Genomic DNA, 17365 nt, shown 5'->3' with positions numbered 1-17365 from the left:
TCGGCAAGGCGCGCGCTCGGCCGTGGCCGATCGGTCAAACATTGGTCGCGTCGATCTCGGCCAGGTCATCGATGCGAGCGGCGGTGTCGCTCCACCGGTCCTCGACCCGGCCGATTCTCCACAACACGACGGCGATCACCCACGTGACCACGAACATCCCCACGATGAAGTAGCCCGCCTTGTTGATGTCGAACCTGGACGACCAATCCCAAAGTCCCCCGGACAGGTTGAACTGGGACTGAAGCACCGAAAGCAGCTCGATGGTGCCGATCACGAAGGCCACGCCAACGGACAGCGCGGTGATGATGATGTTGTAGTACACCTTGCGCACCGGGTTGGAGAACGCCCAACCGTACGCGAAGTTCATGAACGAGCCGTCCGCGGTGTCGAGCAGCGACATCCCGGCCGCGAAGAGGATGGGAAGGCTCAGGATCGCCCAGAACGGAAGTCCCGCCGCGACGGACGTGCCCGCCATCACCAGGAGAGCGATCTCCGTGGCAGTGTCGAACCCCAAGCCGAACAGGAAACCCAGCGGGTACATCTTCCAGGCTGCATCAATCCTCCGGGCGAGCGGCCCGAAGAACCGGTTGAGAAGACCACGGGCGTTGAGCTGCCGTTCCAATTCGTCTCCGTCGAACTCGCCGCGCCGCAGTGCGAAGAAGATCTTCACTATCGACACCAGGATCACCAGATTGAGCGCCGCGATCAGGTACAGGAAGCCACCCGAGACGAGCGTCCCGATGACGCCCGTGTAGCGGTGGAGCCCCGATCCCGGATTGCGGACCTGCACGTTGAGGGCCCGGACCCCGAAGTTGAGCGCCGCAGCGAGAATGAACACCACGCTCGAATGACCGAGCGAGAACCAGAAGCCCACCGACAGAGGTCTTTGTCCCTCCGACATCAACTTCCGGGTCGTGCTGTCGATCGCCGAGATATGGTCCGCGTCGAACGCATGCCGCATTCCGAGGGTGTAGGCGAGCAGCCCGGTCCCTATACCGAAGGTCCGGACATTATCCAGGCGGAAGTGATGCCGGACAGCCAGGAATAGCAGCACGAACCCCGCCACGTGCAAGAACACGATGAATCCAACCATTGCGGCGGTCCGGCGCCATTCCACCGGAGTCATCCGCCCGGCCAACCGCTCCAGGCGGCTTAGCTCTCGCTCGGTCAGGTCGACTGACACCGACACAAACCTACCTATTTGCGACCAGGTTGCAATAGCCTTTTGTTCGTGGCAGCTAGCACGCCGCAGGAACCGAACGACGCGGTCGAGGTGCTCGTCGCCCGCCTGCGTTCACTCGGCTACCGGATGACCTCGAGCAGGAGGGCTGTTCTTGAGGCCCTGGTGAGCGGGACCCACCGGAGCGCGGAGGAGCTCGCCGAGGAGGTCCAAGCCCGGGCCCCCGACGTGCACATCTCCACCGTGTACCGAAACCTCGACGAGCTCGAGCGAATCGGGCTGGTCGTGCACTCACACCTCGGGCACGGACCGGCGACGTACCAGTTGACCGCCGAAGCGCACGGTCACCTCGTTTGCGAGCGGTGCGGGGCGTCCTTCGAGGCGGACAAGCGGATCTTCGCCGGTTTGGCGAGGGAAGCGAAGTCGCGTTTCGGGTTCGAGATCCGACCCTTCCACTTCTCCGTGCTCGGGTTGTGCGAAGCCTGCCGCGACAAGTAGCCGGGTAGTTTCAAACCATGCGTTTCTCCCGTGCGGCAATCGCGGTTGTGCTGTGTCCCGCAGTCGGCGTGCTTGCTTCATGCAGCAGCAGCTCGCCGGCAAGGGCACGGAGCACGACGGTCCCCACCTCGTCGAGTATCCCCACGTCCGCCTCAACCTCGTCGGGCTCGACCGGCTCGACACCTTCGAGCAGCGCAGCGTCCACCAGTTCGCCCGGCGTGGCGCTCTGCACGGTCGAGAACTTGAAGGGCAGCTTCACCGTCGTGCCCGGTTCGGCGTCGGCCGGGCACATCGAGGCAAAGGTCGTGCTGACCAACTCCTCGCACGTCGCGTGCCGTACGTTCGGCTACGTGGGGATGCAGCTGCTGGACGCCAACGGAACGCCCGCGCCAACGAATGTGGTGCGCCAACCCGGCTCGGTGGCGACCATAGTCCTCGCTCCCGGCCAGTCGGCGTCCGCGATTACGCAGTTCAGCCCGGACATCCCCGGCCAAGGGGACTCGACTGGCGCAACCTGCCAACCGACTGCGCAGAGCACCGAAATCACCCCGCCGAACGACACCCGCTTCTTCGTCGCTCAAGGCCCCGGCCAGCCGGTATGTGAACGAGGCACCATCGACCTCCGTCCGTTGCAGGCTGGGGCGTAGAATCGTTTGAGCATGCCCGACGCGCGACCCCCCCGCCGCCGAGCGCTTCTTCTGGAGAACGTCCACCCCGGCGCGGCAGAGATCATGACCGAAGCCGGCTTCGAAGTGGAGGTGTCCAAGGGCGCGTTCGACGAAAGCCAGCTAGCCGACCGGATCGGCGAGATAGACGTTCTGGGCATCCGCTCTCGCACCCAGATCAGCGAGGCGGTGCTCGACAAGTCGAAGGGCCTGCTGGCCATCGGCGCCTTCTGCATCGGAACCAACCAGATCGACGTCCCTTCGGCGACCAGGCGTGGGATCGCGGTTTTTAACGCGCCGTTCTCCAACACTCGGAGCGTGGTCGAGCTGGTGATAGCAGAGATAGTCGCCCTGACGCGCCGCCTGACCGACAAGAACCGCGACATGCACGCGGGCATCTGGTCGAAGTCCGCTTCCGGAGCACACGAGGTCAGGGGACGCAAACTCGGGATCGTCGGCTACGGCAACATCGGCTCACAGCTCTCCGTCCTCGCTGAAGGGCTGGGAATGTCGGTGGCCTTCTACGACACAGCCGACCGCCTCGCTCTAGGCAACGCGCGACGTTGCGGCAGCCTCGAGGAGCTCCTCGGATGGGCCGATGTTGTCAGCCTGCATGTCGACGGCAACCCGAGCAACCGCGGCATGTTCGGAGCGTCCGAGTTCGCTGCCATGCGTGACGGCGCAATGTTCTTGAACCTGAGTCGCGGGTTCGTCGTCGATCACGGCGCGTTGCGCGAGGAGATCCTGTCAGGCCGACTGGCTGGTGCGGCGGTTGATGTCTTCTTCGAGGAGCCGTCCGGCGACGACACCAACTTCACGTCCCGATTGCAGGGGTTGCCGAACGTGATCCTTACTCCTCACATCGGCGGAAGCACCGAGGAGGCGCAGGAGGACATCGGCCATTTCGTCGCCAACAAGCTGGTCGCGTACGCGCGACGTGGCAGCACCTCACTGTCGGTGAATTTGCCGAACGTCGATCTGGCGGAACGAGGCGGGACGCACGGCCTGGTGCACATTCACCGCAACACGCCTGGGGTCTTGGCGGCCATCAACGCGATCTTCGCGGACCACCGCATCAACATCGAAGGTCAGTCGCTCGGCACCCGAGGCGACATTGGTTACGTCATCACCGACATAGCCGGCGACTTCACCGAGGACATGCTCACCCGGCTCGCCCACATGGACGAGACCATCCGAATCAGGGTTCTGTAAGCCGGGCGCGTGGGCCCGGTTCTGCCGGGATCAGCGCGAGGCAGTGGCAGCCTGCTTCAATGCCGCGTCGAGGTCGGCGATCAGGTCGTCGATCGTCTCGATCCCAACCGAGAGGCGGATGAGGCCAGGGTGCACTTCAAGAGGCGAGCCTGCCGCCGACGCGTGAGTCATCCGGTGAGGATGCTCGATCAGCGATTCGACCGCGCCGAGGGACTCGGCGAGGGTGAAGATCTCCGTGGATCGGGCGACCTCGAGAGCTGCGGGCTCGCCCCCTGCGAGCACGAACGAGATCATCCCCCCGAAGCCCTTCATCTGGCGCGCCGCGACTTCGTAGCCCGCATGAGTAGGCAAGCCGGGGTAGAGGACACTCTCCACCGCCGGGTGATGCTCCAAGTGGGACGCGATCGCGGAGGCATTGGAGCAGTGGCGGTCCATCCGAACAGGAAGGGTCTTGGTTCCGCGCAGCACGAGGTAGCAGTCCAGCGGGCCAGGTACACCGCCGGCCGCGTTCTGGAAGAACGCCAGCTGCTCCGCAAGCCGAGCGTCGTTGGTGACCAGTAGCCCCCCGACCACGTCGCTATGGCCGCCGAGATATTTAGTGGCCGAGTGGACCACGATGTCTGCTCCGAGCGCGAGAGGCTGCTGGAGGTACGGGGTGGCGAACGTGTTGTCCACCACGAGCAACGCGTCACGGTCGTGCGCCCAAGCCGCCACCGCCCAGATGTCGACGATCGACAGCAGGGGGTTGGAAGGGGTCTCGACCCAGACCATCCGAGTCTCGGGCCGCCAGGAAGCCGCGAGGGCGCCCAGATCGGAAAGATTCGCCGGCGTATAAGTGATCCCGAGAGGCGACCAGACCCGGCTGACCAGCCGGTAGGTACCGCCGTACGCGTCATTGGGCATCACCAGGTGATCGCCTGGTTTCAACAGCCGAAGGACGCAGTCCTCCGCGGCGAGGCCGCTCGAGAACGCCAGCCCGTGATCTCCTCCCTCGAGCGAGGCGATGCAGGTTTCGAGGGCGGCCCGGGTGGGGTTCGCGCTGCGGGCGTACTCGAAGCCCCGATGCTTTCCCACCGCCTCCTGAGCGAAGGTCGTCGAAAACGACACGGGCGGCACAACCGCTCCGGTCACCGGATCGGGTTCCTGGCCGGCGTGGATCGCGCGGGTTTCGAATCCGAGACCGTCGCCGCCGCGGGAGCTCAAACGATCAGTCCTTCATGTTGCGCGTCGCGCTTGCTCATTGGCTGGACCCACGAGTCCGGCCCGGTCCGGAGAAGAAGTCGAGCAGATCGCTGCGGGTGAGTATTCCGGTCGGATGCCCCGCATCGAGCACGAGCACCGCCGCCGACTCCGCCAGGCGCGCCGACGCGACGTCGATCGGCTCGCCGGATCCGATCATCGGCAGCGGGGGCCCCATGACCGAATCGACCGTGGCGTCGAGAGCCGAAGAATCGGCAAGGATCTTCGCGAGCAGCTCCCGATCACTCACCGTGCCGACCACCTCCGCAAGCGACAGCGGAGGCTCCGCTTTGACTACCGGCATCTGAGAGACGTTGTACTCACGAAGGATCGACACTGCTGCGCGGACGGTTTCGTTGGGGTGGACGTGCACCAGCGGCGGGATCGACGGGCCGCCGTTGCTGGCAAGTCCGTGAACCTTGGCGGCCAAGAGATCTTCCACCGTGTCCCCGCCCGACGCGCCGGCCCGGAGGAAACCGTGGTCCGCCATCCAACCGTCGTCGTACACCTTGGAGAGATAACCCCGCCCGGAGTCGGGGAGGATCACAACGATGACCGCTTCGGGACCGAGCTCACGACCGACCTCGAGCGCTGCCCACACCGCCGTCCCGCACGACCCGCCCGCGAGGATCCCTTCCTCGCGCGTCAGCCGGCGGGCGCTCAGGAAGCTGTCCCGGTCCGACACCATCACGACCCGGTCGGCGATGCGCCGGTCGTAGGTGTCGGGCCAAAAATCCTCACCGATTCCTTCAACGAGGTACGGTCGCCCCTGCCCACCCGAGTAGACCGATCCCTCGGGGTCGGCGCCGACGATCTGTATGTCGGGGTTGCGTTCCTTCAGGTACCGACCCACTCCGCTGATCGTCCCGCCGGTACCGATGCTCACTACCACGTGGGTGACCCGCCCGGCGGTCTGGCGCCAGATCTCAGGGCCGGTGGTCAGGTAGTGAGCCTCCGGGTTCTGCGGGTTGGCGTACTGATTGGGCATGAACGCGCCCGGCGTCGAGTCGGTGAGCCTTCGAGCCACCGAGTAGTAGGAGTCGGGGTGTTCAGGTGCGACCGCCGTCGGGCAGACAACCACCTCGGCTCCGTAGGCGCGGAGAAGTGCAACCTTCTCGCTGGCGATCTTGTCCGGCATCGTAAAAATACAGCGGTATCCGCGCCGGGCGGCGACCAGTGCCAAACCCACTCCGGTGTTGCCGGACGTCGGCTCGACGATCGTGCCGCCCCTCGTCAATAGACCCTCACGCTCGGCGGCGGCGACCATCGTCATCGCCGGCCGGTCCTTGACGCTGCCGCCGGGGTTGAGGAACTCGAGTTTGGCCAGCACCTGCGCGCTGATGTCGCGCGCGATTCGGTCAAGCCGGACGAGCGGGGTGTTGCCAACGAGGTCGAGGAGCGAATCCACCGCGTCGATGCGAGGCCCCGGGTCGTGGATCCAGTCGACCTCTATCCCTGCCGCCATGTCCACCGGACGGTCGGTGTAGAGGATCACAGGAAGCCCGGCTCGGTGGAGCTGCCCGGCGACACCGACCGCGTGGGACAACCCTTCGTCGGTGTCCATTCCGATGACTCCAACCGCGCGAGGTATGTGGGCTCTCAAATCGGCGACCGTCGAGGAGGAAAGATCGCCGTGAGGGACGTCCACCCTTCGGCGTGCCTTCACACCGATCCGTTCCGGTACGGGGGCGTCGTCAACGACTACGAGGACATCCATAAGCGCTGGCTGGAAAACTAACAGCAGCCTGCGCCGGCGGGCGCCCGCGGGCCTTGCGGCGGTAGCGTCGTCACTGTGGACCCGACCTATCCCGCTGAGGCCGAGGCATACCGAGACAAGATCAGGGTGTTTCTGGCCGACCACCTACCGTCGGGGTGGAGCGGAATCGGAGCGCTGGATCACGACGAGGTGCGGTCGTTTACGAACGACTGGCGCAAAACGCTGTACGAGAACGGTCTGCTGGCCGCTTCGTGGCCGAAGGAATATGGCGGCGGCGGGCTGTCGCCGCTCGAACAGGTCGTGGTTGCCGAGGAGTTCTACCGGGCAGGGGTACCAACCGGCGGTACGAACGACACCTTCAGCATCCAGATGGTCGGCAACACCCTGCTTCAGTGGGGAACCGAGGAGCAGAAGCGCTGGTACCTGCCCCGAATCCTCTCGGGCGAAGACGTCTGGTGCCAGGGCTACTCGGAGCCCGGCGCCGGGTCTGATCTCGGAAGCCTCGGCACTCGAGCCGTGCTGGACGGGGACGAGTGGGTCATCAACGGACAGAAGATCTGGACTTCGGCTGCCCACCTCGCCAACTGGATCTTCGTGCTCGCCCGGACCGAACCGGACGCCCCGAAGCACAAGGGCATCAGCTTTCTTCTGGTGCCCATGGATCAGCCCGGCGTCGAGATAAGGCCGATCAAGATGATGACCGGCCTATCGGAGTTCAACGAGACGTTCTTCACCGACGCGCGGACCGGCAAGGACAACGTCGTCGGCGGAGTCAACAACGGCTGGGCCGTCGCGATGACCCTTCTCGGCTACGAGCGAGGGGAGGCCGCCGCGACTTTTCCGATCATGTTCAAGGCGGAGATCGACCGGCTCATCGAACTCGCCAGAGTCACTGGAGCGTCGAGCGACCCGCTGATACGCCAGCGGCTGGCGTGGTGCTACTCAAGGGTCGAGATCATGCGGTTCCTGGGCATGCGGACCTTGACCAAGTTCCTCGCCGGCAACCATCCCGGACCGGCAGAGTCAGCGTTCAAGCTCTTCTGGTCGGAGTACCACAAGATCGTCACCGAACTCGGCGTTGACATTCTCGGCGCGGCTGCCCTTGCTCCGACTGGGCGGATGTCAACGGGTTTCCAGGCGGATGATGTGGGTGCACCGAACGACAGCGCTTCGTGGGTCACGGCTTTCCTGATGAGCCGCGCGGGAAGCATCTACGCCGGGTCGTCCCAGATCCAGCGCAACATCATCGGGGAGATGGTGCTCGGGTTACCCAAAGAGCCGGCGGCCGCCGTGGCGGGAAAGACCTGGCGGGAGCTGCAAGCCGACCAGGGCTAAATCTGCCTGGGGAGGGAGAATCCCGCACCGGTAGGGTTGGTCCGGTGGACCCAGACATGAGCGAGTCGGCGCGCGAAGTCGGCGCGGCGACTCTCGAGTCATTACGGCGGAAGCTTGCGCGCCAGGCGGCGTCGCTGATACGGCGTGATCCCGAGGCGGCCGGTGTCGCCCTCGAGCTCGGACTGGTAGATCGCACCTGGCTGGACAATCCGGGAAAGGTACCGATCACGACATCCGGTCCCTACGAAGTGCTCGAACGATTCTGGGAGCGGGCAGTCGAGCAGAGGCCGTCACGATTTTCGTCGCTCGGGCTCGGGGCGGCCCAGCTCCTCGCGGGCCGGCTGGCGCCGCCGTCCGGACGTGCGGAATCCCTGGCCGTCGTGTTCACCGACTTGGAGGGCTTCACGTCCTACACCGCTGAGTTCGGAGACGCGGCGGCCCTCGAGCTTCTGAAGGAGCACCACCGCGTTGCCGGACCCGTTATTCGCCAGGAGGGAGGCCGGATCGTCAAACGGATAGGCGACGGGCTCTTGTGCACCTTCAGCAGTCCGCAAGGCGGTCTCCGGGCGGCGGTGCGACTCATCGGGACCGCGCCCGCTCCGTTGCGGTTGCGCGCCGGCGTCCACGTTGGGGAGGCGATCGTCTCGAGCGACGACGTGATCGGTCATGCGGTGAACGTCGCCGCGCGGGTGGCGGAGACGGCTCGCGGCGGAAGTGTGGTGGCGACCCAGGAAGCGATCGATGCTGCGGGACCCACCCGGGGGGTCCAAATAAGGGGCAAGCCGCGGGCGAGGCGCTTCAAAGGGATCGCAGAAAGAGTGGTGACTATGGAGTTGGAACCGAAAATCAGTTAGCCCGCTCGGTGAGCGTTGCCGTCACCAGCTTTACCAACGATCCGAGTCGCCAGCTTTCGGGATATATGGGCTCCTCGATTCCTTCCTCCTGGGCGACTCCGGCGCAGACCGGTCCGATGCAGGCCGCAATGGGAACGCGTCGGTTGAACGCCTCCAATAGGTCTGGCCCCTTTCCGTCTGCCTCGGCCAGTTCCATCATCTGCCGCACTTGCGGTCCGGCTGTGAAGGTGACGGCATCGACCTTGCCTTCGCAGCACAGCTCGATCAGCTGGCGGGCGGGTCCAGCCTCTGATTCTGTTGGGAGCTTCCAGCGGTACACGGGGACTATCACCACCTTGGCTCCCGCCGCTTCGAGCGTCGCCGTGATCGGGTCCCGGTCATCGCCGTGCGGCTGAAACGCCACCCGCCGTCCGGCAACGCCCCGTTCGGTCAGGTACGCAGCGACTTCGGAGAGCTGTTCGGTGGGCGACCGCCAGTCAACCTTTAGCTTGGCTGACGTCAGGGCCCCGGACGCCTTGGGTCCCCTGGCCAGGATCGTGGCACTGGCCAGGGATTGCAGAAGTTGCTCCTCGATGCCCCACTTCTGCGCGGCGGCGAACCAGGTCCGGATTCCGAGCCCCGTGTTCGCGATGAGGTAGACGGGAGGTTCGGCGATCAAATCGAGGGAGACCTGGCGGAGAGCGGGCTCGTCGGCGAGCGGAACCGTGCGCATCGTCGCGCCGTGGATGACGTTCGCGCCGAGGCGACGGAACAGGACCGCCTGGTCTTCGGACCGGCGGTCGGCGGTGATGCCGATCGTGAACCCGTTCAGGACGTCGTTGCTCGCCACGCTCCATCCTCCCAGTCGCGGCAGCGATCGGTCCAGCCAACGTCGCGCGCCGCACGTGTGTAGCCTTTGTCGCTGTTGCTCCTCGGGTGTGAAGGGGAGGGTCGGATGGCAATGTTTGATCGACGGTCGAGGTCGATCGCGTCGTTGGCTGTCATCTCCCTATGTGGAACCGCATTGTTTGCTCTATCAGTCGATCGGAGCGAGCACCACAGCCCGGCGACGGCTCCGACCTGGCCTACCGCCCTCGCCGCTTATTCGGGCGGATCCGCACCTGTTGCGGTTGTCGCGTCGAGGACATGGGGTGGTTTCTGGGTGGCCAGCACCACGGGAACGGTCACCCCCGAGGGCGACGCCCAGTCCTTCGGAGACTTGTCCGCGTTGCAACTCGCGGCACCGTTGGTCGGGATGGCGCGGACCCCATCGGGCGCCGGCTACTGGCTGCTCGGTGGGGACGGGGGTGTGTTCACCTTCGGTGACGCGGGCTACTTCGGCTCGATGGGCGGCACACACCTGAACGGTCAGGCACTCCAAATCGCGAGCACGCCTTCGGGGAAGGGCTACTGGTTCGTAGCCCGTGACGGCGGCGTGTTCACGTTTGGCGACGCAGGGTTCTTCGGTGCGACCGGGTCGATGAGGTTGAACCAGCCGGTGGTCGGCATGGCTCCTACCCCGGACGGGGGTGGCTACTGGCTGGTCGCGCGCGATGGTGGCGTGTTCACGTTTGGCGACGCAGGGTTCTTCGGTTCGACCGGGTCGATGAGGTTGAACCAGCCGGTAGTCGGCATGGCTCCCACCCCGGACGGGCGTGGCTATTGGCTGGTCGCGCGCGATGGTGGCATCTTCACCTTCGGGGACGCCGCCTATTTCGGGTCGGACGGAGCGACGAGCGTACCGGCGCCAGTGATCGGAATGGTTGCCGGACCCGATAACAACGGCTACTGGATAGCTCTGGGCAATGGACAGCTCAGCGCTTTCGGTAACGCCCCCGACATGGGCACTCCGCCGGTTGCCGCGACCGGCTTCTCTCTGGTCGGCCAGATCGTAGGGTTGGACCCCGGTCACAACGGGGCGAACGGCGCCAACCCGGGGATCATCAATCAGCCGGTGTGGAACGGGCGTCAGTACGAACCGTGCGACACCGCGGGCACCGAAACCGGTGCCGGCTATACCGAGGCATCGTTCAACTTCGATGTGGCGGTTCGCCTCTCCCAGGTTCTGCGCGCCCTTGGAGCCACGGTGGTTCTCACAAGAAGCGACAACAACGGCGTCGGACCCTGCGTGAACCAGCGCGCGGCGATCATCAACGCGGCCCGGGCTGACGCCTCGTTGGACATCCACGCCGACGGCGGCCCCGTCTCTGGACGCGGCTTCACAATTCTCGAGCCCGTCGCCGATGGGCCGAACAACGCCGTCACCAATGCGTCAGCCCACCTCGCCGGCGAAGTGCGTGACCTGTTCGAAGCGGTCGGGAACGAACCGGTCAGCGACTACTACGGTGTCGGCGGTCTCGAGCCCCGTAACGATCTTGCCGCCTTGAACCTGACCACGGTTCCGAAGGCCTTCATCGAGTGCGCCAATATGAGCAACCCGACGGACTCGGCCAACGTTGCGAGCCCCAACTGGCGGCAGGGCGCCGCCGCCGCACTGGCCGAAGGTCTCTCCCGGTTCTTGATTGGCTTCGCCTAGTCAGGCTCGCTGACCTCAGGGAGCGATGGCCCAGACAGTCGTGACGCTCACGGTGACCTGCTGCGACCCGGCTTGCAGGGGAACAGCCGGCATCGCCGCCCCTGGCCGCCCTCCCGATGCAGTGCCGAGTGCGACCCCGTACGTTTGCGGGTAGGTAGGTGACTGCTGGTCGGTGATCGAGATCAGAGCGCCGAGGTGGGCTCCCGCCGCCGCGGCGAGCTGCTCGGCCTCCACCTTCGCGGAAGCCACCGCCGACTGCCGTGCGGACGCCATGTACGGATCGCTGCTCGACAACGAGAAGTTCACCATCTCCAAGCGCCCGGCGTCTCCCGCAGGCGCGAGCGCGTCGTCGATGATCGTTCCCGCCTTGCTGATGTCGTGGATCGTCGCGGTGACCTCGTCGGACGCCTGGTAGCCGTCGCTTTCCGGGTAGGCCTGTCCGAGCGACAGGCCAGTGGTCTGGATGTCTTTCGCGGCGACGCCGTCGTGCGCAAGAGCTTGTTGTACCTTGCCTGCGATGTCGTTGTTCTGAGAAAGAGCGCTCGCGGCGTGGGGTGCGGTAGTTGAGACGCCGATACCGATCGTCAAGGTGTCGGGCGCGCCGGTCACGGTCCCCGTGCCGACGGTCGTGATCGTGCCGGCCGACCCCGGCGAGCTGACGGCCGAGTCGTGGGTAGCAGCGAGTACCACTTGGTTAGGCGTCGCGGGTTGCCGGCCGGATCCTGAGTTATGGGTCGGTCCGCCGCACGCAGTGATCCCCAGGCACGCGGCACCGAACGCCAATAGAGCTGTGACGGTTCGAGTTTGGTTCATGCCCATTCGACGGAATATCCGCGTCCTGCAGTTCCCGGGCTACCGAAAATTTTCAGAAGTTCAGTAGGGGACTGTCGCGAGCACCTTGCAGCGTGAGTCGGATTCCACTACTGCACGATGTCCGTTCGGACTCAAGAAGACGAAGGCAACGGCCGGCGTTCCCTTCCAGACCAGAGTCGCTTCCTCGTCGAAAGTTCCGTCAAGGCTCGGCGGAGGTGTGCATGCTGTCTCACCGGGGGTCGGGCTGACCGCGGAGGCTGGGGCGGGGGACGAGGATCCAGCGGCGCTGCCACCAGCAGCGACGCCGCCGCCGGCGGCGCTGCCAGACGTCGCAGAACCAGTTGTGGCCTTGAGGGCGTTCACCAGCTGGGCCGCGCTGTTGACGGAGCCGAGAGCAATGAGAGGTGCTGTCGCGGCCGGCGGTGCTAACCCGAGGGGCGAGGCGGCCGGACCACCGGATCGGGCGGGAGGGAGTCTGGACGCCGGCGCTGCCGTGCTGGCATGTTGGCTCGTGTTTCCTCCGCCTCCGGAGACCAACGCGGCGGAAACCCCCGAGATCAGTGCCACTGCCGCAGCGGCGGCTGCGGCTCGGCTGATAACACGAACGCGGTGCCGCTTTCGCCGCAGGGCGAGGTCGACTACCGACGCCCCAGTCCTCTCGGTACCGTGAGTTTCGGCCCCCGACAGAGCCGCCTGAATGGCGGCTTCCCGCTGTTCAGCTGAGGCTTGTGGCCTTGTCGATACAGCTCGGCTGACTTCCTTCCAAGCGTCCCACCGGGCCCTGCAGCTGTCGCAGTGGGCGACGTGAGCCCGGTCGGTGTCGGAGCCGGCTCCGTCGATCAGATCGGAGAGACGCTCGTCGTCCAGGTGGTCGGCCTGGCGGCTCACTTCTCGCTCCTCGCCGGCTTGATCGAATCCGCGAGCATTCCCCGACCCCGGGCGATCCTTGACCGTACGGTTCCCGGGGGAAGCTTCAGCACCTCGCCGATCTCGGCGTAGTCGAGCCCGCACAGGTCACGCAGGACGACCGGACCGCGAAAGTCAACGGGGAGACCCTGAAGCGCCAGGCTGATATCCAGCTTGTCGTCTACCGAACCGACCGAATCCATCGTTGGATGGTCGAACGGCTGCCCGGGTTCATCGATGGAGGATGCGGCCCGGCGGGAGCGCCGGCGCAAGAGATCGACGGATGCGTTGTAAGCGATCCTGTAGGCCCAGGTCGAGAAGCTCGAGCGGCCATCGAAGCGATCCAGTCCTCGGACCACCGAGATCATTGCTTCCTGTGCGGCGTCGGCAGCGTCAGCGTCGTTTCCGACCAGCCGATGACACACCGCGAAGACCTTGTCGTAGTGATCGCGCAGGAGCGACTCCAGGGCGGAACGATCACCGCCTTGGGCGGCCGCGACCGTGTGGGAAGTCTCAACCGCCGGGTCGTCGGCGACTCTTTCCTCCCCCGTTTCGATGGGCAAAAGGCTAATGAAGGGAACTTGTGTCGGCGCGAAGCGCGAGGCATATACCGATTTAGACGCAGGGTAGGCCGCCCCCGGTTCCCGCCCCCGCTCAACTAACGGGTCTGGGGACGGCCCGTGATTCGCCGCGAAGCTGCCTCCCGAGCGCCATGGCCAACGGGATCGCGAGAGCACCGGTCGCAGCAATCGCCACGAACGCCCACGCAGGTTGACTCTGCAGGCCCTGAACGACCAGGGCGACGACGATGCCGCCTGCGTTTCCTGCCATCCAGAGGATTGCCGTGACCGCCCCGGCCGAGGGGCCTGCCCGGCGCTCCGCGAGCTCGAGGATTATGGGCAGGTCCGGAAGCAGAAGAAGACCCAGCAAGGGCAGCGCCACTGCGCCCGCCGCCACTCCTGGGGTTATCGCGAGAAGAAGGCACGAGAAGACTGCGGTCCCGGCGGATGCGAGCAAAACGGCGGCTTGAAGTCCCTTGGTTGCAACCAGCGGAGGTATGACAGCACAACCGGCGACCCCTGCGACGACCATGATCGTAAGAAGCGTGTCCGTTGTCCTCGACGAAACTCCGGCCGGCTTCAACAGGGTCTCCGCCCAGGTGGAGAAGGCGATGAACGCCCCGAATCCGACGAACACCAGCCCCGCGAGCGTTCTCAGGACCTTGTCGTCCCACAGTTCTCGCAACGCCCGTGAGGACACTTCGAGGTCGCTCCGCGGCGCGATCTCCCGAACCGGACCGTAGAGCGTGACCCCGAGCACGACGAACGCGACGACCGAGTAGGCGGCGCTGATATTCAGGATCCGGCCGAGCCCCGAGGCTCCAAAACCGAGGCCCAGCAGGAACGCTGCGACGAAACCGACGAACGTCCCGGCGGATCCGACTGCGATTCCGAGTGGACGGTCATCGGTGGCGAGATACCTCGAAGCCGTCCCGGTTATCGCATTCAGGATGGCGGGCTGACCCAGGGCGATGAGCATCTGGCCCGCCAAGATGACGGCGTAACGGTGGTCCACCGTGCGAACCAGAGCGCCGATCGCGGTCACTCCTCCCCCGGCCAGCAGGGCCGGTCGGAACCACCTATCCAGCGCCCTGCCGACCGGTATGGCGAACAAGACGTACAGCAACGGAAAGATCTCTGACAGCCACCCGATGGCCGACTTCGACACCCCCAAGGAGGTCGCCGTCCCGGTCGTGATAGGGGTGAAGTTGAGCCAGAGCATCTGGTTGGCCGATGCGACCAGCGCGAGGCCGATGACCGGGCCCCACCGGCTCCCGCCGTCTTTCATCCCCAGCGCCACGAGGGGACGTTAGCCAAGGATCGTCGCTGAATGCGCTGGGAGTGGGCGCCCAGCAGGCTTGGTCAGCCGACCGATCGGGAACCGGTGCCAGCCAAAACGACCCCAGATCTTTTTGGAAACGGTGTGTATCAATATCTAACCCGGCCTCTCTTAACCCAGCATCACGAAATAAATACATACAGGAAGGGTTAGGGGGCATGCTCAAGATGGGCGGTCTTTCTCGCTCGCGTCGCTTAGCGACTCGAGTTTTGGTAGCGGTCGGCCTCATTGCCGGTGCAGGAGGCGGGTTCGCGGCGATGCTGCCGGTTACGCCGGCGTCAGCAGCAGTCGGTACGACCCCGAGCACGGTCAATATCACTTCGAGCAAAAGTGACCCGAATAATCCGCCCGTCTACGGCGACCAGATCACCTTCACGGTGAGCGTGACTGGTTCCGGCGCCACCCCTACCGGGACCGTGACGTTCAGCTACACCAATGGGTACAACGGCAGCACGGTATTTCAGGTGACCTGCGGAGGCGCCGGCTCCGTCAATCTCAACACCGGAACAGCGTCATGCATCCCTGATACAGCGCTCCTAGCTGGGCCCGACACTGTATCTGCCACCTATTCTGGCGACCCAACTTACGCCGGGGGCAATGGCAGCGTCGCACAGCAGGTCAACCCACAGCCGACGACCATCGCCATTACTAGCTCACCGGCAAGCGCGACCAATTATGGGCAGGCGGCGGCTTTCACCGCGACCATCACCCCCCAGCCACCTGCCGCTTATCAACCGTCTACCAACGTGCTCCCGCTCGGCGGCTCGGCGAACTTCAACGCGAACGGAAATCATCTGGCGGACTGCGTAAATGTTCCGGTTGCTCACAGCAGCCCCTACACGTCGACCTGCACGACCCATGACCTGCCCAGGGCGACCGACTCGGTAACTGCCTTCTACAACAGTGACGGCAACTACGCCTCGTCACTGTCCCCTGGTGTTGCGCAGACGGTGAATAAGGCCGGCACAACCACGTCGGTCTCCCCGCCGGCCAGCACCTCCAACTACACCCAGCAGGTCACCATCACCGCGACGGTCACTCCGACCAACGCTGGAGTTTCCGGCCCAACCGGCACGGTGGGCTTTGCGGCAGGGGGCTCGAACCTGCCTGACTGCTCCGGGGCCAACGCCCCGACCTTGACCGGAATAGGAACCCCGCCTGCGCCGCCCTTCACGGCGACTTGCAACACCAAGGACCTTCCGGGTACCGCGGGCGTTGCCGGCGAGACGGTCACTGCCACTTACAGCGGAGACGGCAACTACTCCACCTCTTCGGGTTCGTCCAACACCAACGGATATGTGGTTCATCCCGCCTCGACAACCGTGTCCACTCCTACGTCCAACTCGAATCCCGGAGCAGTCGGCCAGCCCGTGACCTATTCGGCTGCCGTAACGCCTTCGGCTGGCACGGCCAACCCGTCTGGCACGATGAGCTTCTCGGACAACGGGTCTGCCATCCCGTCATGTTCGGGAGCAAACGCCCGCACGGTCTCCACGGGCCCAGCGGGAACGACCGCCACCTGTACCGTCACCTACGGATCCAAAGGCATGCACTCGATCACGGCCATTTACAACGGAGACAGCAACTACGCGCCGTCCTCGCCGTCGGGCGCCCTCTCGGAGAACGTGAACACCATTCCAAGCACCACGACGATCGCGGGTAACGGGCCGAGCCCCTCCACCTACGGGCAGTCGGTGAGCTTCACCGCCACAGTCACCCCGTCGAGCGGATCAGCGCCTACCGGGACGGTCACGTTCGCTGACGGCGGCACAGCGATTTGCTCGAACGTGCCGGTGTCTCCGAGCGGAAAGAACGCCACTGCGAGCTGCGCCACCAATGCCCTGGGGGCCGGCAAGCACACGATCACGGCCACTTATTCGGGGGACGGCAGCTACAGCCAGTCCACTTCAGCTGCCGGAGCGTCCCAGACTGTCGACCAGGCACCGACCACGACCAGCTTGACTTCGACGGTTTCGGCAGCGGCGGCGGGGCAGACCTTCACTGCCACGGTCACGCCGAACTCGCCGGTGCCGACAAGTCCGACAGGGAGCGTCGCCTTTGCCGACAACCAGGCGCCGATCGCCGGTTGTGCCGCACAACCTCTTGGGGCCGACGGCACCGCGACCTGCTCCGTCGGCAACTTGTCAGTCGGTAACCACTCGATCTCTGCGACCTACTCCGGTGACACCAACTTCGTGGGAAGCGCATCCGCACAGAACCAACTAGTTCAGGCTCACGGGTACTGGATCGTTGGGGCCGACGGCGGGGTGTTCAACTTCGGCCCTGGAGCGGGATACTTCGGATCGCACGGCGGGTCGCACCTCAACAGCCCGGTGGTGGGCATGGCTGCCACGCCCGACGGCCGTGGCTACTGGCTGGTGGCGTCCGATGGTGGGATCTTCAACTACGGAGATGCCGGGTTCTTCGGATCGCATGGTGGGTCGCACCTCAACAGCCCGGTGGTGGGCATGGCTGCCACGCCCGACGGCCGTGGCTACTGGCTGGTGGCGTCCGATGGTGGGATCTTCAACT

At 65.3% G+C, this 17365-nt stretch carries 16 protein-coding genes; 7 read left to right on the top strand and 9 right to left on the bottom strand.

Annotated elements, in window-relative coordinates; genetic code table 11:
- Window positions 1-34 precede the first annotated feature (34 nt).
- Entirely contained in the window at window positions 35-1183 is a 1149-nt protein-coding gene (locus VFZ97_09660; GenBank protein HEX6393697.1) for a HoxN/HupN/NixA family nickel/cobalt transporter, read from the bottom strand.
- A 48-nt stretch (window positions 1184-1231) separates the two neighbouring features.
- Here VFZ97_09660 and VFZ97_09655 point away from each other — a divergent pair, with 48 nt between their 5' ends.
- Window positions 1232-1678 carry a Fur family transcriptional regulator gene (locus VFZ97_09655; GenBank protein HEX6393696.1) on the top strand — a complete coding sequence of 149 codons (447 nt, stop codon included), beginning with the start codon at window positions 1232-1234 and terminating at the stop codon, window positions 1676-1678.
- A 10-nt stretch (window positions 1679-1688) separates the two neighbouring features.
- On the opposite strand, the gene VFZ97_09650 is transcribed toward VFZ97_09655, so the two are convergent.
- Window positions 1689-1937 (bottom strand): hypothetical protein, encoded by a 249-nt coding sequence (locus VFZ97_09650; GenBank protein ID HEX6393695.1) that lies wholly within the window; start codon window positions 1935-1937, stop codon window positions 1689-1691.
- A gap of 4 nt (window positions 1938-1941) precedes the next feature.
- Between VFZ97_09650 and VFZ97_09645 the strand changes: the two genes are divergently transcribed.
- Both VFZ97_09645 and serA read left to right on the top strand, forming a co-directional pair.
- The gene (locus VFZ97_09645; GenBank protein HEX6393694.1) at window positions 1942-2325 is read left to right on the top strand and encodes a DUF4232 domain-containing protein; all 384 of its coding nucleotides are present in this window, start codon (window positions 1942-1944) and stop codon (window positions 2323-2325) included.
- Window positions 2326-2337: 12 nt separating this feature from the next.
- Window positions 2338-3555, top strand: a complete 1218-nt coding sequence (serA, locus tag VFZ97_09640; GenBank protein HEX6393693.1) for a phosphoglycerate dehydrogenase — start codon at window positions 2338-2340, stop codon at window positions 3553-3555.
- Window positions 3556-3585: 30 nt separating this feature from the next.
- On the opposite strand, the gene VFZ97_09635 is transcribed toward serA, so the two are convergent.
- On the bottom strand, window positions 3586-4758 hold the full coding sequence (locus VFZ97_09635; GenBank protein ID HEX6393692.1) for a cystathionine gamma-synthase: 1173 nt from the start codon (window positions 4756-4758) through the stop codon (window positions 3586-3588).
- 34 nt (window positions 4759-4792) lie between these two features.
- Entirely contained in the window at window positions 4793-6511 is a 1719-nt protein-coding gene (locus VFZ97_09630; protein HEX6393691.1) for a cystathionine beta-synthase, read from the bottom strand.
- A 75-nt stretch (window positions 6512-6586) separates the two neighbouring features.
- On the opposite strand from VFZ97_09630, the gene VFZ97_09625 reads away from it, so the two are divergent.
- Entirely contained in the window at window positions 6587-7846 is a 1260-nt protein-coding gene (locus tag VFZ97_09625; protein ID HEX6393690.1) for an acyl-CoA dehydrogenase family protein, read from the top strand.
- A 44-nt stretch (window positions 7847-7890) separates the two neighbouring features.
- Window positions 7891-8700 carry an adenylate/guanylate cyclase domain-containing protein gene (locus tag VFZ97_09620; GenBank protein HEX6393689.1) on the top strand — a complete coding sequence of 270 codons (810 nt, stop codon included), beginning with the start codon at window positions 7891-7893 and terminating at the stop codon, window positions 8698-8700.
- On the opposite strand, the gene VFZ97_09615 is transcribed toward VFZ97_09620, so the two are convergent.
- Window positions 8693-9529, bottom strand: coding sequence for a uroporphyrinogen-III synthase (locus VFZ97_09615; protein HEX6393688.1), 837 nt, complete (start codon window positions 9527-9529; stop codon window positions 8693-8695). The two genes, VFZ97_09620 and VFZ97_09615, sit on opposite strands and share 8 nt — an antisense overlap.
- 111 nt (window positions 9530-9640) lie before the next feature.
- Here VFZ97_09615 and VFZ97_09610 point away from each other — a divergent pair, with 111 nt between their 5' ends.
- Window positions 9641-11215 (top strand): N-acetylmuramoyl-L-alanine amidase, encoded by a 1575-nt coding sequence (locus tag VFZ97_09610; protein HEX6393687.1) that lies wholly within the window; start codon window positions 9641-9643, stop codon window positions 11213-11215.
- 15 nt (window positions 11216-11230) lie between these two features.
- On the opposite strand, the gene VFZ97_09605 is transcribed toward VFZ97_09610, so the two are convergent.
- The 4 genes from VFZ97_09605 to VFZ97_09590 form a co-directional block, all read right to left on the bottom strand.
- Complete coding sequence (locus VFZ97_09605) at window positions 11231-12028, bottom strand: SIMPL domain-containing protein (GenBank protein ID HEX6393686.1); 798 nt, start codon at window positions 12026-12028, stop codon at window positions 11231-11233.
- A gap of 60 nt (window positions 12029-12088) precedes the next feature.
- Window positions 12089-12916, bottom strand: a complete 828-nt coding sequence (locus VFZ97_09600; GenBank protein HEX6393685.1) for a hypothetical protein — start codon at window positions 12914-12916, stop codon at window positions 12089-12091.
- Window positions 12913-13497 carry an RNA polymerase sigma factor gene (locus tag VFZ97_09595; GenBank protein HEX6393684.1) on the bottom strand — a complete coding sequence of 195 codons (585 nt, stop codon included), beginning with the start codon at window positions 13495-13497 and terminating at the stop codon, window positions 12913-12915. Before VFZ97_09595 ends, VFZ97_09600 begins: the two co-directional genes overlap by 4 nt.
- A gap of 91 nt (window positions 13498-13588) precedes the next feature.
- A complete protein-coding gene (locus VFZ97_09590) occupies window positions 13589-14794 on the bottom strand; it encodes an MFS transporter (GenBank protein ID HEX6393683.1) in 1206 nt (401 codons plus the stop codon).
- Window positions 14795-14991: 197 nt separating this feature from the next.
- Here VFZ97_09590 and VFZ97_09585 point away from each other — a divergent pair.
- Window positions 14992-17365: Ig-like domain-containing protein (locus tag VFZ97_09585; protein ID HEX6393682.1), on the top strand; the 2374-nt coding region annotated here is incomplete at its 3' end.

The organism is Acidimicrobiales bacterium (assembly GCA_036378675.1).
Classification (GTDB): Bacteria; Actinomycetota; Acidimicrobiia; order Acidimicrobiales; family Palsa-688; genus DASUWA01.
This window is presented reverse-complemented; position numbering and strand designations above follow the sequence as displayed.

Excerpts from the sequence above, each read along its gene's own strand:
- serA (HEX6393693.1), top strand. The coding sequence starts at position 2,338 with ATGCCCGACGCGCGACCCCCCCGCCGCCGAGCGCTTCTTCTGGAGAAC.
- VFZ97_09630 (HEX6393691.1), bottom strand. The coding sequence starts at position 6,511 with ATGGATGTCCTCGTAGTCGTTGACGACGCCCCCGTACCGGAACGGATC.
- VFZ97_09610 (HEX6393687.1), top strand. The coding sequence starts at position 9,641 with ATGTTTGATCGACGGTCGAGGTCGATCGCGTCGTTGGCTGTCATCTCC.
- VFZ97_09605 (HEX6393686.1), bottom strand. The coding sequence starts at position 12,028 with ATGAACCAAACTCGAACCGTCACAGCTCTATTGGCGTTCGGTGCCGCG.